Consider the following 26,173-nt stretch of genomic DNA (forward strand, 5'->3'; position numbering starts at 1 on the left):
CTGCACGACACCGAGACCGCGCTCTCCGCCTATCCCCGCGCGCTCGAACGGCGCATCGCGCACAAGGCCGCGCGCGACGCCGCCGAGCGCGCCGCGCGCATCGTCCGCGCCCAGCAGCGCGAGGGGCAGGTCGACAGCCTCGCCCTGCTCGATTCGGAGCGCACCTTCGCCGAGGCGGAAGCGCAGCTCGCGGCGATCGACGCGGGCATCGCCGACGCGCAGATCGACCTGTTCAAGGCGCTCGGCGGCGGCTGGGGCGCGCAAGCCGCCGGCTGAAGCTGGCGGCGCCGGCGCGCGGATGCGCCGGCGCCGTTTCGCGTACGCGCCGGCCGCGAGCCACCGGTCCCCGCCGGAGCCGATCCCCGCGCCGTGCGCGATGCCATCAATCTTTCGTAAACCGCTGATACGCCTAGTTGCGGCAGCCGTTGCGTGCGCCGGGTGCATGTGGACAGGCTGCTATGGGCTATCTATGACGGCACCCTGATCTGGTTGCCGATCGCGGGGGGAGTGGATTCGTGGCTATCTCACTGAGCAAGAATTCGAGCGTCAGCCTGGCCAAGGAAGCGGGCCCGAGCGGCCTGTCGCGCATCGCCCTCGGCGTCGGCTGGGACATGGCAGCGCCCAAGGGGTTCTTCGCCAAGCTCGCCGGCGGCAACGAGAGCATCGATCTCGATGCGTCGTGCATCGTGTTCGATGCGAACGGCCGCGTCGTCGACACCGTGTGGTTCCGCAAGCTGACCAGCGACGACGGCTCGATCCGGCACAGCGGCGACAATCTCACCGGCGAGGGCGATGGCGACGACGAGACGATCGCGATCGACCTGACGCGTTTGCCCGCCGCGGCGGAGACGCTCGTGCTCACCGTCACCAGCTTTCGCGGCCAGACCTTCGACAAGGTCGCCAACGCCTTCGGCCGCGTCATCGACCTGACCAGCAACCGCGAGCTCGCGCGCTACGACATCAGCGAGAGCGGCTCCTATACCGGCCTGATCCTCGCTTCGCTGAAGCGCAGCGGCGGCGAGTGGGTCTACAAGGCGATCGGCGCGCGCGCCGAGGGCGTCCAGGTGGAGCAGCTCGTCGAGCAGTCCCGCCGCCTGATCTGATCACCGCACCGACATCGACCTCCCTTCGCGGCCCGTGCGCCGCGGCAAGCTAAGGAACGTCCTGGATGCAGCTGCAACGCGGCGAAAAGCGCGGACTCGCGGATCTCGGCATCGGTTCGCGCTGCGAGGTGGCGGTGCGCTTCGGCCTCGCCGGGGTCGATATCGCGGCGTTCGGCCTCGACGCCGCGCGCAAGATCGGCGACGACCGCTATGTCGTGCTCTTCTCCAACCCGCAGGCGCCGGGCAACGCGATCGCCATGACCTCGTCCCCGGACAAGGCGAGCTTCGCGCTCGATCTGGACGCATTGCCGGCCAGCATCGACCGCATCGTGTTCACCGCGACTCACGACGATCGCCCGATCGCCGAGGCGCGACCGCTGTCGATCTCGATCGACGGGGGCAAGGCCGAGTTCAACGTCGCCGAGCATCTCACCAACGAGAAGGCGGTGATGATGGTCGAGCTCTACCGGCACAGCTCGGGCTGGAAGCTGGGGACGATCGCGGCGGGCTTCGCCGGCGGACTGGCGAGCCTGATCGGGCATTTCGGGGGCGAGGTCGCCGACGCGGCGCCCCCTCCGCCGCCGCCCGCGCCGCCACCGCCACCGCCGCCTGCTCCGGCGGCTCCGGCCGCGCCGGTCAGCCTCAAGAAGATCACCCTCGAGAAATCGAGCCCGAGCGTCAGCCTCAAGAAGACCGGGGACACGTTCGGCGAGATCACGCTGAATCTCAACTGGAGCCAGGCGAGCGGGCAGAAGCGCGGCTTCTTCGGCGGCGGGGCCAAGAATATCGACCTCGACCTCGGCGTGCTGTTCGAGCTGCAGGACGGCTACAAGGGCGTGATCCAGGCGCTCGGCCGCTCGTTCGGCGACTATGACCGCGAGCCGTGGATCGCGCTGTCGGGCGACGACCGCACCGGCGCGGTCTCGGCCGGCGAGACGATCCGGGTCAACGGCAAGTTCTTCGACCGGATCAAGCGGATCGCGGTGTTCGCGCTGATCTATGACGGCGTGCCCAACTGGAACAAGACCGACGGCGTGGTTCGAATGACCATCCCCGGTCAGCCCGAGGTCGAGGTCCAGCTCGACGAAGGGCGCGACAATTGCCGGCTGTGCGGGATCGCCCTGCTCGACAATGAGGGCGGCAGCCTGCGGATGAAGCGGCACATGATCTATTATCGCGACCAGAAGGAATATGCCGACGATATCGGCATCTTCCTGCGGTGGGCGGCGGGGTCGAAGGACTGAGGATTCAGACCGCGCAGGCGGGGAGGACGTATTTGATGTTCAAGCATTTCGGTGGTTCGCTGATCTTTACCGTGGTCGCCCTGGCGCTGGGCGGCTGGTATGGCTGGGAGCTGACCGGCACGGTCGACGGCGCGCTCGGCATCCTGTGGATCTGCGCGGTGCTGGCGGTGCTCGAGGTCTCGCTGTCGTTCGACAACGCGGCGGTCAACGCCTCCGTGCTCAAGGACATGGATCCGGTCTGGCAGCGGCGCTTCCTCACCTGGGGCATCGCGATCGCGGTGTTCGGCATGCGCATCGTCTTCCCGCTGGTGATCGTGATGATCGCCGCGAGCCTGGGGCCGGTCGAGGCGCTCAAGCTGGCGATCAACGATCCCGAGCAATATGAGCGGATCCTCAACGGCGCGCATGTCGGGCTGATGGGCTTCGGCGGCGCGTTCCTCGGCATGGTCGGCCTCAAATATTTCTTCGACGCCGACAAGGAGGTGGACTGGATCGCCGCGATCGAGCGCCCGCTCGCCAGGGTCGCGGACATCGAGGCGGTCTCGATCGGCATCGTGCTGCTCGGCACCTATCTCACCTCGCTGATGCTGTCGGACGCCGATGCGCTGACCTTCTTCATCGCCGCGATCGCCGGCCTGCTGACCTTCATCGGGGTCGAGATCGTCAACCATGTGCTCGAGGCGCCGGTGGCGACCACCGGGCAGGTGGCCAAGGCGGGGCTCGGCGCGTTCCTCTATCTCGAGGTGCTCGACGCGAGCTTCTCGTTCGACGGCGTGATCGGGGCGTTCGCCCTCTCCAACAACCTGTTCATCATCGCCATCGGCCTCGGTATCGGCGCGATGTTCGTGCGCTCGATGACGATCTTCCTGGTCAAGCAGGGCACGCTCTCGGAATATCGCTATCTCGAGCACGGCGCCTTCTATGCGATCCTGGCGCTCGCGGTGATCATGTACGTCAACACCTTCCAGCACATTCCGGAGGTCGTGACCGGGCTGATCGGCGCGGTCCTGATCGGCATCGCGTTCTGGTCATCGGTGCGCTGGAACAAGGCCAATCCGGACGGTGCGGAGGAAGCCGAAGCCACAACCTGAGCTACTCTTGGTCAACCTTGGAGGCCGGGCGGTCCGGCCCTCCATTTCCCAGTCAGAAAGGACGCAGTTCATGGCGATCTCGCTCTCCAAAGGTGGCAATGTCAGCCTGTCGAAGGAGTCCCCCGGTCTCGACGAGATCATGGTCGGCCTGGGCTGGGACGTCCGTGCGACCGACGGCCAGGATTTCGACCTCGACGCCTCGGCCTTCCTGCTGAACGCGTCGGGCAAGGTGCGCTCGGACTCCGACTTCTGCTTCTACAACAACAAGGATGTCGGCGGCGCCGTGATCCACCAGGGCGACAACCGCACCGGTGAGGGCGATGGCGACGACGAGCAGATCAAGATCACGCTCTCCAAGACGCCGGCCGATGTCGACAAGGTCGCCATCGCGGTGACCATCCACGAGGGCGAGAGCCGCGGCCAGAGCTTCGGCCAAGTGTCGAACGCCTTCATCCGCCTGGTCGACAACAAGACCGGGACCGAGATCGTGCGCTACGACCTGTCGGAAGACGCGTCGGTCGAGACCGCGATGATCCTCGGCGAAGTCTATCGCAACGCCGGCGAGTGGAAGTTCCGCGCGGTCGGCCAGGGCTTCAAGGGCGGCCTCGGCCCGCTCGCGAGCCATTACGGCGTCAGCATCGGCTGATGCGGCAGGACCGAGCTCGCCCGGCGCCGGTCGCGCCGGGCGGGCTCCGGTCCCGCATTCTGGAGAAGAAACGGACATGGCAGTATCGTTGAGCAAGGGCGGCAACGTCTCGCTGAGCAAGGAGGCCCCCGGCCTGTCGTCGGTCACCGTCGGCCTCGGCTGGGACGTGCGCCTGACCGACGGCGCCGCGTTCGACCTCGACGCCTCCGCCTTCGTGGTCGGCGGCAACGACAAGGTGCTGAGCGACGCCCATTTCATCTTCTACAACAACAAGGCGTCGCCCGACGGCGCGGTCGTCTATGGCGGCGACAACCGCACCGGCGAGGGCGCGGGCGACGACGAGACGATCAAGGTCGATTTCGGCCGGCTCGGCGCCGACGTCAAGAAGGTGGTGATCGCGGTCACGATCCACGAGGGGCAGGAGCGCCGCCAGAACTTCGGATCGGTGTCGAACGCCTATGCCCGCGTGCTCAACGACGCCGACGGCAAGGAACTGGCACGCTTCGACCTGTCCGAAGACGGCAGCACCAACACTTCGCTGATCTTCGTCGAGCTCTATCGCGGGCCGCAGGGCGACATCAAGGTCAAGGCGATCGGCGAGGGCTGGGCGAGCGGCCTGTCGGGTCTCGCCAGCGCGATGGGCGTGAACCTTGGCTGATTCGCGCGCCGCGCCCCGGTCCGGCTGACTCGACCCGTGCGGATCTGGTTCAACCGCGGCTTCTCGCTGGCGCCGATCGCGGGGCTGATGCGCGCCGCCGATCCGGCGCTCGACGTGTTCGTCAGCGTATCGCCCAAGTCCGCACGCTATCCGGGGCCGACCGCGACCTGGGTCGACGGCGGTGCGGAAGGGGAGGCGGGGCACGACCCGGAGGCCTATCTGGCGTGGGTGCGCGCGACGATCGCGGCACATGCGATCGATCTGTTCGTCCCGACACGTCACCGGGCGATGCTCGCCGCGGCCGATCTGCCGTGCCGCGTCCATCTGCCCGCATCGCCGGCGGTGCTCCAGCTGCTCGACGACAAATACACCTTTGCCGAGGTGGTGGCGGACGAGGATTATCACCTTCCGACCCATCTCGTGCGCGGCGCCGCCGACCTGGAAGCGCTGATCGCGCAATGGCCGGACGACGGCGCCGGCATCTGCGTCAAGCCGCGCAACGGCGTCAACGGCCTTGGCTTCTGGCGCCTCGACGATGTCAGCCCGATGCTGCACCTTCAGCAGCCCGACTGGCGCAAGATCCAGACCGCGCAATATCTCGCCGCGCTGCGCGAGCAGGAAGCGCGGGGGCCGATCGACGAGATCGTGGCGATGGCGTTCCTGCCCGGCCCCGAAATCTCGTTCGACATCCTCGCCGATCACGGCCGGCTGCTCAAATATGCGGCGCGGACCAAACTGGCGAACGGTCATCAGCATATCGCTTCCGCGCATCCGCTCGAGCCGGCGCTGACCGCGATCGTCCGGCGGTTCGAGCTGCACGGGCTGGTCAACGCCCAGTTCCGGCGGGCGATCGACGGGAGCTGGAAGCTGCTCGAGATCAACGCGCGGCCGGCGGGCGGCGTGATCTATGCCGATCAGGTCGGCTGCCGGCTGGTCGCGGACTGGGCCGGGCTGCTGACCGGGCGGCTGACCGCCGACACGATCGACCGCAGCGCGATCGACACCGAAGTGGCGTTCGCCACCGTCGTGCAAGACTTGGCGGCATGAAGACAACGCAGCCCGGCGAACGGCTCGTCATCGGGGACAACGTCCCGTGCCGGATCCAGGTCGAGGGACCGGATGCCGACCGCATCGGCGTGGTCGCCGTGTCGCGCGACGGCGAGTTCCAGGCGCTGGAGCGCGGCGACGGTGCCGGGCAATGGCATCTGTCGTCGATGGCCGACCTGGGCGAGCATGCCGAGATATTGCTGTTCATCATCGACGAGCGGAACGGCGGGTTCGTCAATACCGGCTATCCGGTGACGGTCGAGTTCGGCGATGCGCGCTATAGCTTCCCGGCGCCGACCGACCAGCTCGCGGCGGTGATCGTCGCCGAAGCCTATCTGCGCAACGGCGAACGGCGCGTGAAGGTCGCCAATGAGGGCTTCACCTTCGGCATCGAGGCGTTCGCGCGCGCGCGCAATTTCGCGGTGGACGCGATCCCGCTGCGCCGGCGCGGCAGCGGCGCCGGTTCGCAGGGCAGCGATCGCCGCTCGGCGCCGCCGGGCACGCCGCTCGGTTCGGGCAGCGGCGTGCTCGTCGCACCCGGCATCGTCGTCACCAACGCGCATGTGATCGACGGCGGCAGCGACTTCAAGCTGGGGCGCGGCAAGCAGGCGCTGACGATGCTGGCGGTCGACCCGCTCCACGATCTCGCGATCCTGCAGGGCAAGGTCTCCGGCACCCCGCTGCCGCTGCGCAACGTCGCCGCGATCTGGCTGGGCGAGGCGATCCTGGCCGCGGGCTATCCGCTGATGGACCTGCTGGGCGAGGACCTCAAGGTGTCGACGGGCAATGTCTCGGGCATGAAGGGGTGGGAGGGCGATGTCGCGCGCTTCCAGTTCACCGCGCCGATCGGCTCGGGATCATCGGGCGGCGCGATCCTCGACGAATGCGGCAATCTGATCGGCATCGTCACCTCCTCGCTCGCGCACGGGCATGTGCGCGAGCGCGGCTCGAGCAGCGAGAACGTCAATTTCGGGGTCAAGGTGGCGCTGGTGCACGAGATGCTGGCGGCCTCCGGAATCGAAGCGCCCGGCACGCCGCTGTCGACCGACAACAACCGGCGCAGCGTGGTCCAGCGGCTGCGCGAGTCGGTTGTCAGCATCGTCGTCAGCGCCTAAAATCGGCCGCGCGCCTTTCCCGCACCGATCCCATTTTCTTCATCGTCCGCCAGCCGGTGGGCCCCTTCGATACGAGCCGTTCATGCAAGACCTGCACCCGCGCGCGGACATGATGGCCAGGTTGCCGACCGGCACGCTGGAGCTGTTCGGCGACGGCGAGGCCGATATCGCGGCGCTGTGCGACATCGCGGCGCGCGCCAATCCGCGCCGCGGCTTCCTGGTCGTGTCGCGCGTGCTCGGCCGGCATCTGCCCGCGCGCCCGTCGGCGATGCGCGCGGCGATGGATGCTCTGGCGGAGCGGGTCGCGTCCGATGTGCCGGATCCGGTGGCGTTCCTGGGCATGGCCGAGACCGCGACCGCGCTCGGCCAGGGCTGCTTCGCCGCGTGGCGCGCGCGAAATCCGCAGCGCGACGCGATCTACCTGCAATCGTCGCGCCAGCGCGTCGCCGGTTCGGAGATCGTCGCGCGGTTCGAGGAAGGTCACAGCCATGCGACCTCGCATATGGTTCAGGTCGCCGATCCGGCGATCCGGACGGCGCTGGCCGCGGCGCGGACGCTGGTGATCGTCGACGACGAATGCTCGACCGGCCAGACCTTCGTCGCCGCCGCGGCCGCGATGCGGCTGGCGATGCCGCTGCTCGAGCGGGTCGAGACCTGCTGCATCACCGACTGGAGCGACCGGGCCTATCTCGCCGCGATGCCGGTCCCCAGCGCCGCGCGGGCGATCGTCAGCGGCCGCATGCGGTGGTCGGCCGATGCCGCCGCGCCGCCGTCCGTGCTGACGCCGGGCAGCAATGCCGCTGGTGTCGCGCCGCCCGGGGGCATGGCCAGCCGTACAGGGCTGCGAAGCCCCGAGATGGCATCGCGCGTCCCGGTCGTCGCGAGCGAAGGGGAACGCGTGCTGGTGCTGGGCGAGGGCGAGCACAGCTACGAAGCCCTGCTGATCGCCGAGGAGATCGAGCGCCAGGGCGGCATCGCCGCGGTCCAGTGCATCACGCGCAGCCCGGCCTTGCCCGGCGCGGCGATGGCGAGCGTGTCGCGGTTCAGCGACAGCTACGGCAGCCAGGCGCCCTGCTTCCTCTACAATCTGCTTGGCCATGCGCCCGATCGCGTGGTGATCGCGACCGAGCGGCCCGGCGGCCAGCTCGCCGAGGCGCGGGCGGCGTTGACCGAGCTCGGATCGGCGGCGCCGGTCGAGATCGTCGCCTGCAGCTATCGGGCGGAGGGCTGATCCATGGCTCCGGTCATCCTCACCGACCTCGACGACACGCTGTTCCAGACCTTGCCCAAATGTCCGCCGGGCGTGGAGGGGCTGCTGCAGATGAGCACGCTGCTCGACGGCAGCCCCAGCGGCTTCGCGACGCCCCTGCAGCAGCGGTTCCTGCGCTGGCTCCAGAATGGCGACGTCATTCCGGTGACCGCGCGCGGACGCGAGGTGCTGGCGCGCGTGACGATCGGACAGGCGCCGGCGATCTGCTCGAACGGCGGGTGCATCCTCGGCGCCGGCGGGGAGCTCGACCTTGACTGGCACGACCGGCTGAGCGGCCATGCGCGGGAGACCGCTCCGGTCGACCAGGTCTATCACGCCGTTACCGAGGGCCTGCCGGCGGACCGGTTCCGGCATTGGGTGGTCGATGAGAACGGGCTGGACCTCTACGTCGTCATCAAGAGCAACCAGGGCGATGCCGCCGCGCTGGCCGTCCTGCAGGACGAGCTGGCGGCGCGGCTGCCCGCGGACTGGCGCTGCCACCGCAACGGCAACAACCTCGCCTATCTGCCGCCCTGGCTGAGCAAGCGTCACGCCGCGCGCTACCTGATCGCGGCGATGCGCGAAGAGGCGCCGGACCGCCCGATCATCGGCATCGGCGACAGCATCTCCGACGTCGGCTTCATGGATCTTTGCGACTTCGCGATGGCGCCGACGCGGTCGCAGCTCTGGGCGCAGATCGCCGACGGCAACGGATGGATCGACTGATGATCGCCGCAGTCGAACAGGGTGCGAAGCCGGAGGCGGGGAAGGACTGGAGCTTCTCCGGCTCCTACGCGCCCGACGACGTCGTGTTCCTGCTCAATCCCAAGGCGATCACGCCGATCGATCTTGCCGAGAAGGAGCGGCTGATCCAGTCGGGCGAGCGGCATTATTCGGAGATGCTCTCGCCCGAAGCCGTGCCCGACGAACGCTATATGCGGCTCTATGCCGATACGCTGGCGGCCAACGCGCCGCGCGTCCGGCACGACGTCGCCGCGCTGGCGCGGGCGATCCGCGCGCGGCCGCAGACCGCGGAGAGCTGCGTCGTCGTCTCGCTGGCGCGGGCCGGGACGCCGATCGGCATCCTGCTCAAGCGCGCGCTGCAGCGGCTGGGCGTCACCGCCTGGCACTATTCGATCAGCATCATCCGAGGCCGCGGCATCGACGCGCAGGCGCTCGCCTATATCGCCGCGCGGCACGGGACGGCGAATGCGGTGTTCGTCGACGGCTGGACCGGCAAGGGCAGCATCCGCGGCGAGCTGGATGGCGCGCTGGCGAGCGGGCGGAGCGGCTTCGCGCCGTTTCTCGCGGTGATCGCGGACCCGGCGGGGCGCGCGGACCTCGCGGCGACCTGCGACGACTATGCCATTCCGAGCGGGCTGCTCAACGGCATCGTGTCCGGGCTGGTCAGCCGCTCGGTGCTCAATTCCGCACTGGTCGGGCCGGGCGATTTCCATGCCTGCCTGTACATGCCCGAGCATGCGGCGAGCGATGTCAGCCGCGCCTATCTCGCGGCGATCGAGGATGCGGCGGACTGGCAGCCGGCGTCGCCGGGCTGGTCGCCGGCGCTGGCGACCGCGGCGCGCGAGGCGTCGGAGAAGATGATAAAAACGATTGCCGCCGAATGCGGGGTTCGTGATATCAACCGCATCAAGCCGGGCATCGCCGAAGCCACGCGCGCGGTCCTTCGCAGAGTGCCGGATCGCATCTATGTGCAGCGGCGGAGCGACCCCGCCGTGGCGCATATCGGCCTGCTCGCGGAAAGTGCCGGCGTGCCGGTCATCGAACGCGACCTGCAGACCTATCGCGCCGTCACGATCATCAAGGATCTGGGAGGAATGCAGCAATGAGCGCTGTCGAACTGGGTGCCACGCTCTACGTCCCCGCCACCAATCCGTCGGTGACCGGCGTCGCGCACGGCGCGATCGACGACCTCCGGTCGATGGTCGTGTGCCTTGAGGATTCGGTCCGGGAAGACCAGGTTCCGGTTGCCTTGGCGCGCTTGCAGCAATTGCTGCTCGACCTCGCCGAGCACCCGGCGACGCTGTCGGTCTATGTGCGGCCGCGCAACTTCGCGATGCTGACCCAGCTGCTCCAGCTGGAAGGGATCGGCCGCATCGAGGGCTTCGTGCTGCCCAAGGTGACGACTCAGTCGCTGCCGGTCTGGCTGACCGCGCTGATGCACGAGGAGCACCGCATCATGCCGACGATCGAGGGCGAGGACGCCTTCGACCGGCTGGCGCTGGCGCGGCTGTGCGACCAGCTCAAGCCCTATGCCGAACGCGTGTCGGCGGTGCGCATCGGGGGCAACGACATATTGGGGCTGCTCGGCCTTCGTCGGTCGCGCTATCGCACCGCGTATGACGGTCCGCTCGGCAGCGTCATTCGCGACATCGTCGGCACCTTCGCGCCCAACGGCTTTTCGGTGGCCGCGCCGGTCTTCGAGCATTTTTCGTCGCCCGAGATCTTGCGCCGCGAGGTCGAGCAGGATGTCGAACATGGCTTGCTGACCAAGACCGCGATCCATCCGGATCAGGTGGCGATCATCCATTCGGTCTATCGTCCCGACGCGCTGGACATGGCCGAGGCGCGGGCGATCCTGAGCAACGACGCTCCCGCGGTGTTCGGCAGCAACGGCAGCATGTGCGAGCCGGCCTGCCACGCGCCCTGGGCGGGAATGGTGGTCAAGCGCGCGCAGGTCCATGGCGTGGCCGGGCCCGAGCAGCAGCCCGACATCATGGTGGCATGAGCGGCGATCCGGCACTCGACGAAACCAGCGTTGCGCGCATCCGGGCGACCGCCCGCGAGCTGGCGGGTGCGTTCGTCGCGGTGCCGGCGCACAGCCCCGAATTCGACGGGATGGCGGATCGCATCGCAGCGATCGGGAGCCGCGAAGCCGCCAGGCTGGCCGACCACGCCAACCGCGCCGCGCCGTCGGGTACCGAGCGCGAGGCGGCGATGGCGTCGATCCACGCGCATCTGGGCGCGCTGCGTCTGCTTCTCCGCCGCCTCGACCCAGGCGATGACGATCCGTTCCGGCCGCGCGGCTTTCTCGGGCGCCGCAGGGCGAGCGATCAGGTTGCCAGCTATTTCGACCGCTATCGCGCGGCGGAGAGCGAGATCGCAGCCGCGCTGACCGCGATGAAGACGGGCAGGGATATCCTGCTGCAGGACAATATCCGGATCGAGGGGGTTCGCGCCGCCGGTGCACCGCTGTTCGCGGGATTGGGCGAGGCGGTGCTGCTGTGCGCCGCGCTCGGCGAGCGGCTCGAGAAGCTGGTCAAGGATCTCGGCCCGAGCGACCCCGCCAAGGCGCAGCGCTTGCAGAGCGAGGTGCTCGTCCCGGTCCGCCGCCAGCATGCCGACCTGACGACTCAGATGGCCGTCTCCCGGCAGGGCGAAGCGATGCTGGCCATGATCCAGCGCCAGAATCTCGACCTGGCGAAGGGGATCGACCAGACCCTGACGGTACTGATCGCGGCGCTGCGCACCGCCGTCGCCGCGGCATCGGCGCTCGGGGATCAGCGGGCGATCCTGGAGCGGATCGGCGGGCTCCGGGGCGGATCGGTGCTGGCCGACCAGCCGCCGCCGCACGAGGGGACGACCGCGGCGGAGCAGGCCGCCGCCTTGCGCGCGGCGCTGGCCAAGGTCGCGGCGCACGTCGATTCGATCGCGCCCCCGCGCGTGTCCCGCCTCAGCTGAACAGGCTGGTTGGAAGGCGCGCGATGAGCGGCTATGGAGCGGATGTGAGACGGAAGAGGCAGGCGCGGTCATGAGCATGTTGCGACGGCTCGGTCGCCTGTTGGGCGGGGGCGCGACGGAGCCGGCGAGTCCGCCGCCGCAGCCCGCGCCGCCGCCGCCATCGTTCGACTATGGCGACGAGCGGATCCCGCAGAAAGCGAAGGAAAAGATCGCCGCCATCCTCGCCTCGATCGAGTCGGTCGAGAAGGCGATGGAACGCGAGCAGGTGCCGAGCTTCAGCCAGGTCGACGCGCGCCAGATGCGCGAGACGCACCTGCCCAAGCTGGTCCAGAGCTATATCGACGTGCCCGCCGCGCACCGCAGCGAAATCTTCCGCAAGACCGGCAAGTCCGCGAGCTTCCTGCTCTGCGCCAGCCTCGATCGGATGCAGGAGCGCGTGGACGAGATCCTGCGCAATCTCGCCATGCACGACATCGACGCGTTCACGAACAACACGCGTTTCATCAACGAGCGCTATTCCGACCAGGACAATCCGTTCGGATAGGCGACGCATCGGGGGTTTCGGATGGCCGAGTTTCGCAGGCTGGAAGACGCGGTGGAGAGCAACGGCGTCAAGATCGAGAAATATCGGTTCATCGAAAAGCGCCTGATCACGCGCGGCATCGCGACCGCCGAGGGCGGTATCCACTATGTCGCCGAGAGCACCGACATCTTCCAGCTCTGCATCACGCTCACCGGCGGGTCGGTCCTGCTCGAGCCGGGTGCGCTGCAATATATGCACGGCAAGATCGAATCGTCGGTCCAGCAGCATGAGGATCGCGGCTTTCTGGGTCGCGCCCTGGCCTCTGCCGGGACCGGAGAATCCGCCTTCGCCACCAAATTCTCCGGCCATGGCGAGATCTGGACCGAGCCGGGGCGGCGCAACTTCATCATCGGCGAGATCGACGGCGACTCGCTGCTGCTCGACGACCGCGCCTTCTACGCCTGCGCGTCGGGCATCTCGCTGACCACGCATCGCCACAGCACGATCGCCGGGGTACTGGGCGGCAACGGGCTGATGCAGCCCAAGATGAGCGGGGCCGGCGTGTTCGCGGTGGAAGCGCCCGTACCGGTCGAGGAAATCCATATCGTCGAACTCGACGGCACGCGGGAGCTCACCGTGGATGGGGATTTCATGCTGATGTATTCGGCGGATCTCGATGTCGCGATCGGGCCGCTGGTCAAGGGACTGCGCAGTGCGCTGCGCAGCGGCGAGGGCTTCGTCTACAAGCTGCGCGGCCGCGGTACGGCCTGGATCATGCCCACCGCGAAGGTCAGCTGACGCGCGGCCGCGCTGCCCAGGGCGGCTCGCTTGATCGATAGCCGACCATCCCTTCCGGAACCGGTCAGAACGACAGCTTCTTCTGGGTGACGGTGCTCGCTTCGACCTCGGCCGCGGTCACCGGCCGGTTCTTGCAGGCGAAGCTGGTATAGAGGTCGAACTGGTCGCGGGTGTGCGGGTCGGGAGTGCCGTCGGGCGCGACGAAACCGCTCTGCCCGGGCGGGACGGACTCGCACATCGTGACCTTGCCGTCGCGGAAGACGTACATCGCGTTCATCGTGCCGCGCTTCTGGTTCACGCCATAGGTCAGGCGCTCGTCCTCGCCGCTCCACGGCACGCCGCTGGGCGCGACGTTGCGCCAGCGCTTGGGGCGCGTCGGCAGCAGCCACCCGGCGGGGTCGGCGCCATAGCGCTCGCGCAGCTTCGCCTCGGCATCGGCGAGCGAGGCGCGGATGAACGCGTCGGGTGCGGTGCCGTGGAGGAAGTCGTAGGGCGGCTTCATCGTGCCGTCCTTGCCCTCCATCAGCGCGAAATAGAGCACTTGCGCGCCGAGCGGCCCGCCCCAGGGACAGTTGAGCACGGCTTCGCCCGATCCGCAGCCGCCGAGCTGCGCCTTGGGCATGTCGCGCGCGAAGAAGCGCGTCAGCGCCGTCTCCATCCATTGGTAGAAGGCGGCGACGCCGGGCGAAGCGTAGCGGCCCGACAGAGTCGGATCACGCTCCTGGCCATCCCAGCCGGTGATCGCATCGGCGATCGCGCGGATGCGGCTGCCCGCCGGCTCGCCGGCGACGGCGCGCGCGATGAGCGGCACGAAATAGCGGTGCTGCTCGGCGGCGTAGGAGGCGTCGCGGTTGATGTCCCACACCTCGGACGCGGTCAGCCTGGGCTTGGCGTCGAGCTGGTTGGTGATCGCATCGACGCGATGCAGGCGCGACCAGAGCAAGGTATCGGTGTTGGCGACGTCGATCGAGGGCCGGTTGTTCCAGTTGGCGATGTAGCCGCGCTTGGGGTTGAGCAGGCGGACATTGTCCTCAGCCGGCTGGAAGCCCGTCCATTCGCGCTCGCCCGTCCCCGGGGTCGGTAGCTGGATGTCGGTACCCTTGGCGCGCAGCGGGTAGCGGCCGGCCTGGATGTAGCCGATATTGCCGTTGCGATCGGCATAATATTGGCTCTGGTTGTTCGACTTGCGCGCGATCGCCGCCGACCATTGGGTGAAGTTCTTCGCCTTCATCTCGTCGTAATAGGCGAACATGGTCTCGAGCTCGCGCCCGGCCCAGGCACGGCGCTTCGAATAGGCGGTGCGGTTCTTCGCGTCATAGACGAAGACCGGCCCGTGGACGGTCGAGAAGAGATCGGCGGTGACGGGCGCCGCGCCCTTGACCTCGATCCGCACCGTGCGCTTCGTCATCGGCGTCCAGCGGCCGTTGAAGCGATATTCGTGCGGGTTGGACGGGTTGAGCTGCTCCTGGAAGGTGTCGAGGATGCTGCCGGCGAGCGCGGTGCGGCCCCAGGCGATCGTGCCGTTGGTGCCGAAGTGAAGATAGGGCAGGCCGGGATAGGTGAGGCCGGTGACTTCCAGCCCTGCGCCGTGCAGCGAGGCGCTCCAGATCTTGCTCGGCACCTGGTCGCCGACCTGCGGGCCGCTGACCATCACCGCGTCGGCATCCGCCAGCCGCTCCTTGTTGACCAGCCAGGTGTTGCTGGCCGAGGGCGTCTTGTCGGGGCCGGTCCCGCGCCACAGCGAGATCGACTGGCGCTTCTCCTCGGCCACGGCGGCGGGGGAGATCGGCTTGAGCTGCGACAGCTCGACCGGGCGGAACGGGCGCCCGGGCGTGCCGGCGCGGCCCGATTGCTGGTCCTCCACATGGACGGTCAGCGCCGCCTGCGGATCGTCGCGCCAGCGCAGCGTCGAGAAGATGCGCTTGGCATCCGCCGCGCCGTGCTGCTCGGTCAGCTCGGCGAGCAGCGCGGCGTTGGAGATCTGCGAGGTATAGTCGGAGAATTCGAAGAGCAGGTGGCCCATCCACGTCATGACGATGTCGAGATCGGTCCACGGCTCGGGCCGGAAGCCGAAATCGTTGAACTGCTTCGGCATCAGCCGGACCTGGTCGGCGAGCACGTCGCGGATGCGGGCGTTGATCCCCGCCACCATGCCGTCGAGCACCAGGCGGTGCTCGCCCGTCAACGCCGCGAGCTGCGGGCGCAGCGTGTCCGGGTCGAAATTGGTCAGCGTGTCGCGGTCCTTCTCGACGAACTCGGGCCCGAACACCGCGGCGGCGCGGCCCTGCGCGGCGCGCTTGGTGGATTCGATCTGGAACAGCCGGTCCTCGGCGAGCGCATAGCCATAGCCGTAGTAGAGGCTGTAGACGTCGTCGGCATGGATGCTCGGGACACCGTAGCGGTCGCGCTTGATCACGACCTGACCGTGGCGCGGCGCGGTGGCGGCTGCCGGCGCCTTCTTGCGTTGCACGCCCGTGGTGCCGGCGAGCGCGGGGACACTCGACAGCATGACGAGCGCGGTGCCCGCGGCGAGTAGCGGCGTCATCCGGGTCAAACCCATTTCCAGCTCCCTGTTTGGGCGACCACCCGTCGCACCGTGCCGTTAGAACGAGACGCGCGCGCCGAGGCGGAAGGTGCGGCCGAGCACGTCGTAGAGCGCCGAGTTGATCGAGCGCACCAGATAGGGGTTGATGCCCGCGCTGGCGGCGAGCGGCGGATCGACGTTGAAGAGGTTGTCGATCTTGAAATAGATCTCGCTCTTGAAGCCGCGATCCGGGTTGGTCAGCTTGAAGCTGCCGCCAAGGTCGACATAGAGCGCGCCTTCGATCCGGTTGTTGTTGACCGTGGGATTGTTGATCGTCGGCACCGGGCAGTTCGAGGTGCACTCGATCCAGGCATTGTTGATCACGCCCGGGCTGACATAGCGCTGGGTCAGGCTGAGCGTCAGCCGGTCGTCGCTGTATGACTGGGTCGTGTAGACGCGCCATTTCGCGATGTTGCCGCTGTTCTGGCCCGACACCTCGGACGGGATCGCGTTGGGCAGGCCCGAGAAGGTCTCATATTCGAAGACGTGCGTCGCGAGGCCGCGCAGGGTGATCGTGCCGCCCGCCCCCGGGATGAGGTCGCCGAGCGACTTGCGGAACGATGCCTCGATGTCGAGCCCGCGCGTCTTGGTCTGGGCCAGGTTGACTGGGACGAGCTGCACCTCGGTGATCTGGCCCGCGGGGTTGCGGATGATGAAGTCGCAGATGTCGGTATTGCCGAGGAAGCAGAGGTCGACCGTCTGCTGCGCGCTGATCGTGCCGATCGCGCCGGTGACGCTGATGTCGTAATAGTCGACCGACGCGCTGAAGCCCGGGAACCATTCGGGCTGGTAGACCACGCCGACCTGCTTCGTGCGCGAGATCTCCGGCTCGAGATTGAGGTTCGACAGCGTCGCCTGGTTGATCGTCTGGTCGAGGCCGGCGAAGGGCGGGAAGCGGTCGATCACCGTGCCGGTGAGGTTCGCCGGGGCGCGGAACAGCTCGCTGAGGTTCGGCGCGCGGATGTCGCGCGACTGCAGGCCGCGCAGGCGCAGGCCCTTGAGCGGCGTGTCCCAGGTGCCGCCGACCTTCCATGTCGTGACATAGCCCGACTGGCTATAGTCGGTCGCGCGCGCCGCGAGGTTGAGCTCGGCCTTGCCCAGCGCGTCGCTGTCGACCAGCGGGATCACGGTCTCGATGAACGCTTCCCACACGTGGAAGTCGCCCGCCGCGGGCCGGAAATTGCCGGTGAACCAGTTGTTGCCGCCCGCCGACAGCAGCGGATTTCCGGCATTGCCGATCGACTGCGGATCGGCCTGTTGCTCGAAGGCTTCGCGCCGGTACTCCGCGCCGAGCGCGATCGACACCGGACCGGCCCACAGGTCGAACGGCTCGCCGGACGTGCTGATCGCGGCGACGTCCTGGGTCAGCCAGGTGCGCAGCCACGGCTCGCCCGAGATCCAGTCGATCGCCGATTGCGATGCGACCCCGGTGCCGATGATGTTGAGCGGCACGCAGCCCGCCGCGCGCGCCGCGGCGGAGCGGCACACCACGGTGCCGTTCGGCCCCGGAACCGCATCGATCGCCGCGAACAGCAGGTTGTTGAGCGTGTTGTTGAGGATCCGGCTCTCGGTATAGGTCGTGCCGTGCGCGTAATAGGCGCTCAGCGTGAAGTCGCGCCCGAACAGGCTGTACTTGCCGTCGAGCCCCACCGCGAAACGGTCCATGTTGCGTTCGTTCACGGCGATCGTGTCGGGCAGATCGGCGATGAAGCTGCCGTACTGGAAGCTCGTGATGCTGTTGTTGGCGCACGCCGTGCGGACCGACTGCGGCAGGAAGGCGTTGTCGCATTGGATCGTCAGCGTGCCGGTGCGGTACTGGCCCGGATAGGAATGGGCGCGGGTGCGCACCGCGCCGTAATTGTAGGTGCCGTAGAGCGTGAAGCTGTCGCTCAAGTCATAGGCGAGCCGCACATAGAGCGTGTCGCGCTGCTGCTCGGCGTCGAGGTTCGAGTTGTTGCCGACGTCGCCGCTCTGGTCGCCGCCGGACATGTTCGGGCTGGCGACGATCGGTCCGTACTGGAAATTGTACGGCGCGCCGCCCGGGCCGAACGCGATTCCGCGCAGCGGGCCGGCGGTGATCAGGCCGCCGGGGGCGAGGCGCATGTCGACCACGTTGGGCAGCACGAGATATTGCGGCTCCCCGGCGGGCGTGCCCGCGATCGTCCGCTGCAGGATGCGCGTGCCGTCGTACCAGTCGCGCTTGCCGATGCCGCGCGGAATGCCCTCGTTACGCTGGATCTCGCCGCTGACGATGAGATGCGCACGGTCGTTGAGGAACTTGGTGCCGACGGTCAGCGAGAACATGCCCTGCTTGTTGTCGCCATAGGTGGTGATGCCGCCATTGACGTTCGCCTTCACCCCCGTGAATTCATGGTCCAGCACATAGTTGACGACCCCCGCAACCGCGTCCGAACCCCAGGATGCCGAGGCGCCGCCGGTGACGATCTCGACGCGCTTGACCAGCGCCTGCGGAAAGGCGCCGGCGTCGGTGACGCCGATGTTGAGCGCGCCGACGACGCGCTGGCCGTCGAGCAGGGTCAGCGTGCGATTGGTGCCGAGGCCACGCAGGTTGAGCGTGCTGAGGCCGCCGGTGCCGGTGCTCTGCGTCGTGCCGAAGGTGGAGGTCGAGTTGCTGCCCGCGAGCGACGGAAGCTGGACCGCGGCGGAGAAGACGTTCGCCTCGCCCGCGCGCTCGATATCCTCCTCGCCGAACACCGTCAGCGGGGTCGGCGCGGAATAGCCGTCGCGGATGACGCGGGTCGCGGTCACGGTGATTTCGGGCGTGCCGGAGGATTCCTGTGCCGCGGCCTCGGCCTCGGCTTCCGCCTGGCGCGCCGCGGGCGGCAGTCCGCTCGGCCGTTCGGGCGCGCTTTGCGGAGCGGTCTGCGGCTGAGGCGCGGTTTGCGCGAGGGCGGGCTGGGCGGCGATCAGCATTGCGGCCGCCAGCGCCGCCGGGCTCGCCGACACCAGGATCCTCGACAAACGCGGGCTGCTCGCGTCGTTGCGCATTTTTCGACCTCCCCATGTGCGTCACGGCCTCGTGACCGTGATCTGCCGGCGTCCTGTATGACCGGATTGGGGGAGAGTGTTCGCAAGCCGCCCGCAGCAGCAATGACATTTAGCTGATCTATTCATAACGTCGCGTGGAACGACGCCTGGTGGTCAGCTGCCTTCGGCGGCGAGCGCGAGCGCGCGCGCTTCGATCTCCAGGTCGCGCATGAAGTCGCGCGCCGGGCTCATCATCGACCGCGCGGGGCAGGTCACCAGCCCGATCGGGCGCGATGCCTTGGGGCTGTCGAGGGCGCACCAGGTCAGCTCGGGCGCGCGGATCTGCTCGATGGTCAGTCGCGTCAGTACGGTGATGCCTTGTCCGGCCACGACCAGCGCAGCCGCGGTCGCCGGTTGCTTGCAGTTGAAGAGCGGGTCGACCGTCACGTCGGCCGTAGCGAATGCCCGGTCGATCAGGCTGCGCAACCCCGTGTCCGGCGACATGGCGATGAACGGCCGCTCCCGGAACACGGTCCAGTCATGCCGCGTCGACTTCGCCAGCGGATCATCGCCACGGCACACCAGCACCAGCGCGTCCTGATAGATCGCGCGGAAGTTCAAGCCGCGGGTCTCGGCGGGCGGCGGCGCGATGCCGATGTCCGCTTCGCCCTCCTCGACCACGCGATGCACCGGCGCGCCGACATCTTCCCAGATGTCGACGGTGATGCCGGGGTGCGACTGGCGGAAGCGCCGCACGGCGCCGGGCAGCAACGTGGCCGCGACCGACGGCAGCGCGGCAATGCGCACGCGGCCGGCGCGGCCCTCGACATAGGCCTCGAAGTCGCTGAACGACTCCTCATAGTCCTTGAGCAGCCGGACCGCGATCGGCCGCAACTGCTCGCCCGCCGCGGTCAGGCGCACGTGCCGGGTGTCGCGATCGAACAGGCGCACGCCCAGCCGCGTCTCGATCTGCTGGATCGTCCGGCTCAGCGCGGGCTGCGACACGCCGAGCTGGAGCGCGGCGTCGCGGAAGCTGGCGCTGGTCTCGAGCTGCAGAAAGGCCTCGAGCTGGGGAAGGGTCAGGCGCTGATGCATGACGCGGCAGACTATCGCCGGCCGCGCGGTCGTCAAACCCGCACCCCGCGCGACATCAAATCATATCATCGCGGACATTGAGCGCCGGACCGCTTCATCTACGCTGGCGCCGAATAAAAAAAGAGGATCGCAGGGTGAGGATCGTGCAGGACCCAACATACGGACAGGAGGCGGCTGCGTGATCCCGCTGCTCGAGGGCGTTCGCGTGGTGGAGGTCGGCGCGGTCGTGCTCGGACCGCTCGCCGGCCAGATCCTGGCCGATCTCGGTGCCGAGGTGATCAAGGTGGAACCGCTGACGGGCGACGTGGCGCGCGACTCCCATCCCGGCGCCAGCAGCGGCGGCGCGTTGTTCGTCAACAACAACCGCAACAAGCGCATGATTGCGCTCGACCTCAAGCAACCGCGCGGCCGGGCGGCGCTCGATCGGCTGATCGCGCGAAGCGACGTGCTGCTGCACAACATGCGCATCGATGCCGCCGCGCGGCTGGGCCTGGACCATGACCGCGTCGCCGCCACCAACCCGCGCATCGTGCATTGCGCGGCGATCGGGTTCGGCCAGCGCGGACGATACCGCGATCGCCCGGCGTTCGACGACATCATCCAGGCTGCGAGCGGGGTCGCGGGGCTCTCCACGGCGCGCGGCGGCGAGCCCCAGTTCATGCCCACGATCCTCGCCGACAAGGTCGCCGCGCTGCACGTGGTCTACGGCATCCTCGCGGCGCTCGTCGCGCGCGGGAACGGCCATCCCGGCCCGTTCCGCGTCGAGGTTCCGATGTTCGAGGCGCTCGCTTCGTTCGTGCTCAACGAGCACCTCGCCGGTGCGACGTTCGCGACCGACGGCGCGCTCGGCTATCCGCGCGTGATGTCGCCCGACCGGCGGCCGTATCGCACCGCCGACGGATGGATCGCCGTGCTGCCATATACCGGGGAGCAGTGGCGCCGGTTCCTCGCCGAGGCCGACCGCAGCGGCGTGTGCGAGGAGCCGTGGTTCGTCGATGCGCGGATGCGACAGTCGCGCATCGACGACCTGTACGCCATCGTCGCCCAGGTACTGCCCGCGCGGAGCACCGCGGCCTGGATCGAGGCGTTGTCGGCGCGCGACGTGCCGTGCGCGGAGGTCAATCTGCTCGACGACCTGCTGAGCGATCCCCACCTCGCCGATGTCGGTTTCTTCGATGTGGGCTCGTCCTATCCCGGCGAGATTTGCCGCACCTTGCCGCAGCCCGTGGAGTTCGCCGGAATCGCGCGCGTGGACGATACGCCGCCGGCCGCGCTGGGTCATGACACGCGCGACGTGCTGCGCGAATGCGGGGTGGAGGAAAGCGAAATCGAGAGCCTCATCCACGCCGGCGTTGCCGGCGCAGGCCCCGGCCGTTCCGCCGCGGTGGCGGGAGAAACGGCATGAGCGCCGCCGTGGCCACCCCCGCCGCCAGCTCGTCGACCGAGCATCTGACTCCCGCGCAGCGCATCCGCGCGGTGGTTGCGGGCTCCGCGGGCAATCTCATCGAATGGTACGACTTCTACGTCTATGCCTTCACCTCGCTCTACTTCGCCTCGGCCTTTTTCCCGGCGGGCGACCAGACCGCGCAGCTGCTCAACGTCGCGGGCATCTATGCCGCGGGCTTCCTGATCCGGCCGCTCGGCGGATGGTTCTTCGGCCGCTTCTCGGACCGCAAGGGGCGGCGTGCGGGAATGGTGCTGTCGGTGCTGATGATGGGCTTCGGCTCGCTGATGATCGCGGCGTTGCCGACCTATGCGCAGGCCGGAGCGATCGCGCCCGCGCTGCTGCTGATCGCGCGGCTGGTGCAGGGCTTCTCGACCGGCGGGCAATATGGCGCGGCGGCGACCTATCTCAGCGAGATCTCCAAGAAGGGCCGCCGAGGGTTCATCGCCTCGTTCCAGTTTGTCACGCTGATCGGCGGGCAGCTCAGCGCGCTGCTGGTGCTGGTCGCGCTGCAGCAGACGCTGGGCGACGAGGCGATCCGGGCCTGGGCGTGGCGCGTGCCGTTCGCGATCGGCGCGGTGCTGGCGCTCACCGTGCTGCTGTTCAGCAAGCACATGCACGAGACCGGCGAGATCGGCACGCCAGACGTCGATGCCGGCACCTTCCGGGCGCTTGCCGCGCACCCCAGGTCGGTGTTCTTCGTCGTGTCATTGAGCGCGAGCGGCGCGATCTGCCTCTATACCTTCACCACCTATATGCAGAAATTCCTGGTCAACACCGCCGGGATGACCGCCCAGGTGGCGAGCGGCGTGATGACCGCGGCGGTGGTGGTGTTCATGCTGCTGCAGCCGATCATCGGGCGGCTGTCGGACACGATCGGGCGGCGCACCTGCCTGCTGATCTTCTCGGGCCTGATGACGCTCGGCGCGGTGCCGCTGCTGTCGCTGATCGCCGGCGCGGGCGCGACGCCGGGCGCGGCGTTCGCGCTGGTCGTGGCGGCGCTGCTGATCCTCAGCTTCTACACCTCGGTCAGCGGACTGTTCAAAGCCGAGCTGTTTCCGGCGCATATCCGCGCGCTCGGCGTCGGCTTCGCGCACAGCGTCGCCGCCGCCATCTTCGGCGGGACGGCGGAATGGGTCGCGCTGCTCTGCAAGCAGATGGGCGTCGAGAGCGCCTTCTACTGGTATGTCGCGTTCGCGGCGGGAACGGCGTTCCTGACGGCGCTGCTCATGCCCGAGCCGAGCCGCGAGGGACGGCTGTAGCGAGGTTCGGGCGCTCGCGGCTCGCGCGCCTACGCGCTCCGCTAGAGATCGAACAGGTCGATGCCGATTTCGGTGCGGATGCCGAGGACGAGTGCATCCGGGATCGTCGGATCGGCCGAGGGGCGGCGGATATATTGAGCATGCGGCTGCACCGCGAGCCACGGGGCGAGCTGGGTACGCCAGGTCGCCTCGACCGCGATTTCCGCGGCGGTGGCGCCGGTGGCAGTGCGATAGGGCTCCGCGGTAAAGCCGGCGGCAAGGGCGATGCCGAACTCGTCCGCGTCGCGGCCGGGAATCCAGCCGGTGAACTTGAGCCCGGCGCTCAGGAAGAAATCGAACATGTTGAAGCGGCCGGCGGCGGTGCCGAGGCGGGCGAAGCTGTCGATGCGGCGGCCAGGTGCGGCACTGAGCGGCAGCTCGGCGCGGATATAGGTGCCGGCATTGCCGGCTGCGGTACCACTGCCGTCGGCCAGGTCGAAGGGGGCGGTATAGCGCCAATGGCCGAGCAGCAGCTTGCCGCCGGTGCCGAGCGGCGCCTGGAGCTCGCCGACGAGCAACGCGCCCTCGTCCTCGCGCAGGCGGATCACCGTGCGGCCGGGGCGGGCAGGGTCGCCGGGGACCGCGTCGAGCACTGCGGCACGCACGACCCAGCCCGTGGCGGGCTCGACCTGGAGCCGCGCGGCGAGCGAGGTGGAGGGAAAGATCGACGGGCCGTTCCGCCCGGTCTGGCTGAAATCGGTGCCGATGCCGTGCGCGCTGCCGACGAACAGGCCCGAGGCGTCGAGCGCGTCGAACTCCGAATTGAGGTCGTAGAGGCCGGCGCGGAGCGAGACGCGCTCGCCGAACTTCTGGTCGATCCAGGCCTCGTACAGGCGCAACGCGCGCACGCCGGTCTCGATATTGCTGACGGCATGGCTGTCGCCGACCAGGTCGCTGATCGTGTTGCCGTTGTTGTACAGGCCGTAGAGATGGAGCTGCGCGCCGGTCCAGCCGGCGATACGCTCCAGATCGGCTTCGAACACCAGGTCGAGATTGTCGAGATAGCGCGCGCCGCGCTCGATCCCGCCCGCGGCGCTGGCGATCACCTCGCTGGTGTAGGTGAGCTGGAGGAGCAGCGGACCGTGCGCCTCCTCGATCTCGGCCGGGGCGTGGGTGTGGCTGTGCGGGCGCGTGCCATCCTGCGGCTCGGGCGCCTCCGCAGGCGAGACGGCCGCCAGGGCTAGCGCGGAGAACAGCATCAGAAGCTCACCATCAAATTGAGCCGGACACGGTCGAGCCAGGTGAGCGGAGCGGTGGTGTAGCGCGCGTCGAGTGGCCGATAATGATACCAGGCGAGGTCGAGCAGCAGGTTCGGGATGGGGACATAGCCGAGGCCGAGACCGTGGAGGCGATAGTTGGTCGAGAGATCGAGATTGTCGTGGCTGAACGCGGCGAACACCGAGTCCACCTCGACCTCCGAATAGTTATACGCGAGGCGCCAGTCGCCGGGCTGCGCGGTGCGGCCAGCGGCGAGCTCGAGGTTGAAGCCGGTGTCGCCGGGAACCGCGGCGCCGGGGTTGCGGACATAGTCGGCGGTGAAGGCGATCGGCCAGCGCGGCGACACGCCCGCATAGGTCAGGCTGCCGAGCGCCTCGACCAGGTGGAAGTCGGAGAGGTAGCGGCCGCCGCTCAGCAGGTTGCCGCGGAAATCGCCCATGTCCGCGCCGGCGACCGAGCCGAGGCGATAATGATAGTAGCTGCCCGCGAGGCCGAGCTTGAGATCGGAGGCGAGGGGGGCGGCGAGCGTGACCTGGCCACCGAGCATGTCGCTGTCGCGCGCGGTCGAGGCCTCGTCGATCACGAAATAGAGCGCGCGAGCATCGGCCTTCGCGCCGCCGCCGAGATCGACCGCATAGCTCGCGCCGAGGCCCTGCGGCGAGACGTCGCCGTCCCACACCATATCGGTGCGCTGGAAGATCTGCGGGAACTTGCCGGCCACCGCGGTGAAGCCGCCATCGGCATAGCGGACCCAGGCCTGATCGAGCGAGACTGCGAAATCGTCGAGGAAATTGCCGAGCGTGACGTCCGTGGAATTGGGATCGTCGGGATCGCCGGTCGCGATCTGGGTACCGATCGCGAGCTTGTCGTTGATGGCGTAGCTGGCGCGGAGGCGGGCGCGAAGCACCGAGCGCGAGCGATCGCGCGCGCCGCCATAATTCCATTCCTGGCGAATGCGCAGATCGCCGCCGACGTCGAGACCCGGGATACGCAGGGCAGACGCCGGGGCCGAGGCAGGTGTTTCGGAGGTGGCGGCGAGCTGTGGCGGCGGCATGGCGGCGGGGGCGGGCACCGGCACCGGTGCGGCGGTGCTGAACCGCTCCAGCAATGCCGCCTGTTGCGCCACCAGCGCCTCGAGCTGGCGGATGCGTTGCTGCTGATCGGCCAGCTGCCGCTCGAGCGCGTCGAGGCGCGAATCCTGCGCCAGCGCGGGACTGGCCATCGCCATCGCGGCGAGCGGCAGGGTGATCGGCTTCATGCAGTCTTCCTCGGCTTGCGGCGGCGCAGCCAGAGCAGCGCGCCGGCGACGATCATCGTGATCAGCCACAGGCCGATCGCGATCGAGAGGAGGCGGCCAGGCAGCCCGCCCGCCTCGCCGGTATGGATCGGGAAGAGCGCGCTCATGAACGCGCGGGCGGGCCCGGCCTGGGCGATCGGGAAGGTGCCGCGCACCACGCCGGTATTGGCGTCGACCAGCACGATGCTGCCGCCATAAGCGCGGCGGATCTCACCGGGCGCGCGGACGCGGATCGTATAGGTCGCGTCATCGCTCTTGGGCCAGGCGACGGCGGTGAGGCTGCTGCCCGGGATCGCGGCGAGCGCAGCGCTCGCGGCCGTGGCGAAGCCGACGGGGTCGCCGACCGGCGGGTTGGCGGCGAGCTTGACGGGCGCGGCACCGATCAGGTCCCCGACTCCGCCCTCGAACTTGAGCAATGTTCCGGTGGCGGCGATCACCAGTGCGGGGCCCGCCACCCACAGGCCCAGCGCGCGGTGCCATGAATAGAGACGCGCGGCCGCCGGACCGCGCGTCGCGGGCTTGAGCGCGAGGCGCCAGGTGCCGCGTTTCGGCCAGGCGGCCACGAGCCCGAGGATCAGGTTGGTGCACAGCAGGATGCCGCTGATCGACACGATCCAGCTGCCCCAGCTGCCGAGCAGGTCGTGATGGAAGCCGACCAGGAACCCCATCAGCGTGGTCTCGCCCGCGCGCGTGGTGCGAAGCTCGGTGCCGTCGCCCGCGACGCGGATGGTGCGCCCGTTGCCCTCGGCATCCTCGACGATGATGTTGTAGCGGTCCGCATAGCCGGCCGCAGTCCACACCGACTTGACCGTCACCCCGCTGTCACGCGGCGCGATCACGCCGATGCGGCGCTCGATCGCGCCGAGATCGGTAGGGCGATGCGCGCCGGCGATGCCGGCGTCGGTGATCTCCCAGTGGAAGACGATGAGCACGCCGGTGAGTGCCTGAAGGAGCCAGAACAGCGCCGCACCAAGGCTGAGCCAGCGGTGGACCTTGAGGATGGTGCGGCGCGGCGAGCGGCGCGCGGGGGAAGCAGGCGCGGTCATTGCGCGGGTGTGACGTGCGGCGCA

General features: G+C 68.8%; 23 protein-coding genes. 17 read left to right on the forward strand and 6 right to left on the reverse strand.

All coding sequences use genetic code 11. The annotated features are described in order from the left end of the window. From ABDV68_RS04550 to ABDV68_RS04620, 15 genes are all read left to right on the forward strand, one after another. Positions 1–276 (forward strand): TolC family protein (locus ABDV68_RS04550; RefSeq protein ID WP_343518466.1); only part of this gene is annotated, 276 nt, incomplete at its 5' end. A 239-nt stretch (positions 277–515) separates the two neighbouring features. Then, positions 516–1,103 (forward strand): TerD family protein, encoded by a 588-nt coding sequence (locus tag ABDV68_RS04555; protein ID WP_343518467.1) that lies wholly within the window; start codon positions 516–518, stop codon positions 1,101–1,103. A 65-nt stretch (positions 1,104–1,168) separates the two neighbouring features. Next, a complete protein-coding gene (locus ABDV68_RS04560; RefSeq protein WP_343518468.1) occupies positions 1,169–2,347 on the forward strand; it encodes a TerD family protein in 1,179 nt (392 codons plus the stop codon). Between the two features lie 35 nt (positions 2,348–2,382). Then, positions 2,383–3,438: a DUF475 domain-containing protein gene (locus ABDV68_RS04565; RefSeq protein ID WP_343518469.1), complete on the forward strand. Its 1,056-nt coding sequence runs from the start codon at positions 2,383–2,385 to the stop codon at positions 3,436–3,438. A gap of 70 nt (positions 3,439–3,508) precedes the next feature. Then, positions 3,509–4,084, forward strand: a complete 576-nt coding sequence (locus tag ABDV68_RS04570; protein WP_343518470.1) for a TerD family protein — start codon at positions 3,509–3,511, stop codon at positions 4,082–4,084. A 76-nt stretch (positions 4,085–4,160) separates the two neighbouring features. After that, positions 4,161–4,742 carry a TerD family protein gene (locus ABDV68_RS04575; protein ID WP_343518471.1) on the forward strand — a complete coding sequence of 194 codons (582 nt, stop codon included), beginning with the start codon at positions 4,161–4,163 and terminating at the stop codon, positions 4,740–4,742. A 36-nt stretch (positions 4,743–4,778) separates the two neighbouring features. Continuing rightward, on the forward strand, positions 4,779–5,789 hold the full coding sequence (locus tag ABDV68_RS04580; RefSeq protein WP_343518472.1) for an ATP-grasp domain-containing protein: 1,011 nt from the start codon (positions 4,779–4,781) through the stop codon (positions 5,787–5,789). Continuing rightward, positions 5,786–6,904, forward strand: coding sequence for a serine protease (locus tag ABDV68_RS04585; RefSeq protein ID WP_343518473.1), 1,119 nt, complete (start codon positions 5,786–5,788; stop codon positions 6,902–6,904). Before ABDV68_RS04580 ends, ABDV68_RS04585 begins: the two co-directional genes overlap by 4 nt. 82 nt (positions 6,905–6,986) lie before the next feature. Then, positions 6,987–8,135 (forward strand): phosphoribosyltransferase domain-containing protein, encoded by a 1,149-nt coding sequence (locus tag ABDV68_RS04590; RefSeq protein WP_343518474.1) that lies wholly within the window; start codon positions 6,987–6,989, stop codon positions 8,133–8,135. A 3-nt stretch (positions 8,136–8,138) separates the two neighbouring features. Beyond that, positions 8,139–8,879 (forward strand): sucrose-6-phosphate hydrolase, encoded by a 741-nt coding sequence (locus ABDV68_RS04595; RefSeq protein ID WP_343518476.1) that lies wholly within the window; start codon positions 8,139–8,141, stop codon positions 8,877–8,879. After that, entirely contained in the window at positions 8,879–10,003 is a 1,125-nt protein-coding gene (locus ABDV68_RS04600; protein ID WP_343518477.1) for a cysteine protease StiP family protein, read from the forward strand. Before ABDV68_RS04595 ends, ABDV68_RS04600 begins: the two co-directional genes overlap by 1 nt. Next, entirely contained in the window at positions 10,000–10,902 is a 903-nt protein-coding gene (locus tag ABDV68_RS04605; protein WP_343518478.1) for an HpcH/HpaI aldolase/citrate lyase family protein, read from the forward strand. Before ABDV68_RS04600 ends, ABDV68_RS04605 begins: the two co-directional genes overlap by 4 nt. Beyond that, entirely contained in the window at positions 10,899–11,855 is a 957-nt protein-coding gene (locus tag ABDV68_RS04610; protein WP_343518479.1) for a toxic anion resistance protein, read from the forward strand. Before ABDV68_RS04605 ends, ABDV68_RS04610 begins: the two co-directional genes overlap by 4 nt. Positions 11,856–11,925: 70 nt before the next feature. Next, a complete protein-coding gene (locus tag ABDV68_RS04615) occupies positions 11,926–12,399 on the forward strand; it encodes a hypothetical protein (RefSeq protein ID WP_343518480.1) in 474 nt (157 codons plus the stop codon). A gap of 21 nt (positions 12,400–12,420) precedes the next feature. Further along, entirely contained in the window at positions 12,421–13,176 is a 756-nt protein-coding gene (locus ABDV68_RS04620; protein WP_343518481.1) for an AIM24 family protein, read from the forward strand. Between the two features lie 64 nt (positions 13,177–13,240). On the opposite strand, the gene ABDV68_RS04625 is transcribed toward ABDV68_RS04620, so the two are convergent. From ABDV68_RS04625 to ABDV68_RS04635, 3 genes are all read right to left on the reverse strand, one after another. Continuing rightward, a complete protein-coding gene (locus ABDV68_RS04625) occupies positions 13,241–15,736 on the reverse strand; it encodes a penicillin acylase family protein (protein ID WP_343518482.1) in 2,496 nt (831 codons plus the stop codon). A 42-nt stretch (positions 15,737–15,778) separates the two neighbouring features. Then, on the reverse strand, positions 15,779–18,769 hold the full coding sequence (locus ABDV68_RS04630; protein ID WP_343518483.1) for a TonB-dependent receptor plug domain-containing protein: 2,991 nt from the start codon (positions 18,767–18,769) through the stop codon (positions 15,779–15,781). 153 nt (positions 18,770–18,922) lie between these two features. Continuing rightward, positions 18,923–19,843, reverse strand: a complete 921-nt coding sequence (locus ABDV68_RS04635) for a LysR substrate-binding domain-containing protein (protein WP_343518484.1) — start codon at positions 19,841–19,843, stop codon at positions 18,923–18,925. 178 nt (positions 19,844–20,021) lie between these two features. Between ABDV68_RS04635 and ABDV68_RS04640 the strand changes: the two genes are divergently transcribed. Both ABDV68_RS04640 and ABDV68_RS04645 read left to right on the forward strand, forming a co-directional pair. Further along, positions 20,022–21,248, forward strand: a complete 1,227-nt coding sequence (locus ABDV68_RS04640; RefSeq protein WP_343518485.1) for a CoA transferase — start codon at positions 20,022–20,024, stop codon at positions 21,246–21,248. Then, positions 21,245–22,549: an MFS family transporter gene (locus tag ABDV68_RS04645; protein WP_343518486.1), complete on the forward strand. Its 1,305-nt coding sequence runs from the start codon at positions 21,245–21,247 to the stop codon at positions 22,547–22,549. Before ABDV68_RS04640 ends, ABDV68_RS04645 begins: the two co-directional genes overlap by 4 nt. A 41-nt stretch (positions 22,550–22,590) precedes the next feature. Here ABDV68_RS04645 and ABDV68_RS04650 read toward each other — a convergent pair whose 3' ends face one another. From ABDV68_RS04650 to ABDV68_RS04660, 3 genes are read right to left on the reverse strand one after another with little or no spacing between them, the layout of a single operon-like run. Then, positions 22,591–23,787: a carbohydrate porin gene (locus ABDV68_RS04650; protein WP_343518487.1), complete on the reverse strand. Its 1,197-nt coding sequence runs from the start codon at positions 23,785–23,787 to the stop codon at positions 22,591–22,593. Further along, positions 23,787–25,064 carry a putative porin gene (locus ABDV68_RS04655; protein ID WP_343518488.1) on the reverse strand — a complete coding sequence of 426 codons (1,278 nt, stop codon included), beginning with the start codon at positions 25,062–25,064 and terminating at the stop codon, positions 23,787–23,789. Before ABDV68_RS04655 ends, ABDV68_RS04650 begins: the two co-directional genes overlap by 1 nt. Beyond that, positions 25,061–26,149 carry a PepSY-associated TM helix domain-containing protein gene (locus ABDV68_RS04660; protein WP_343518489.1) on the reverse strand — a complete coding sequence of 363 codons (1,089 nt, stop codon included), beginning with the start codon at positions 26,147–26,149 and terminating at the stop codon, positions 25,061–25,063. The genes ABDV68_RS04655 and ABDV68_RS04660 overlap by 4 nt, the downstream gene beginning before the upstream one ends. Positions 26,150–26,173 lie beyond the last annotated feature (24 nt).

This window comes from Sphingomonas sp., assembly GCF_039595165.1.
Lineage (GTDB): Bacteria > Pseudomonadota > Alphaproteobacteria > Sphingomonadales > Sphingomonadaceae > Sphingomonas.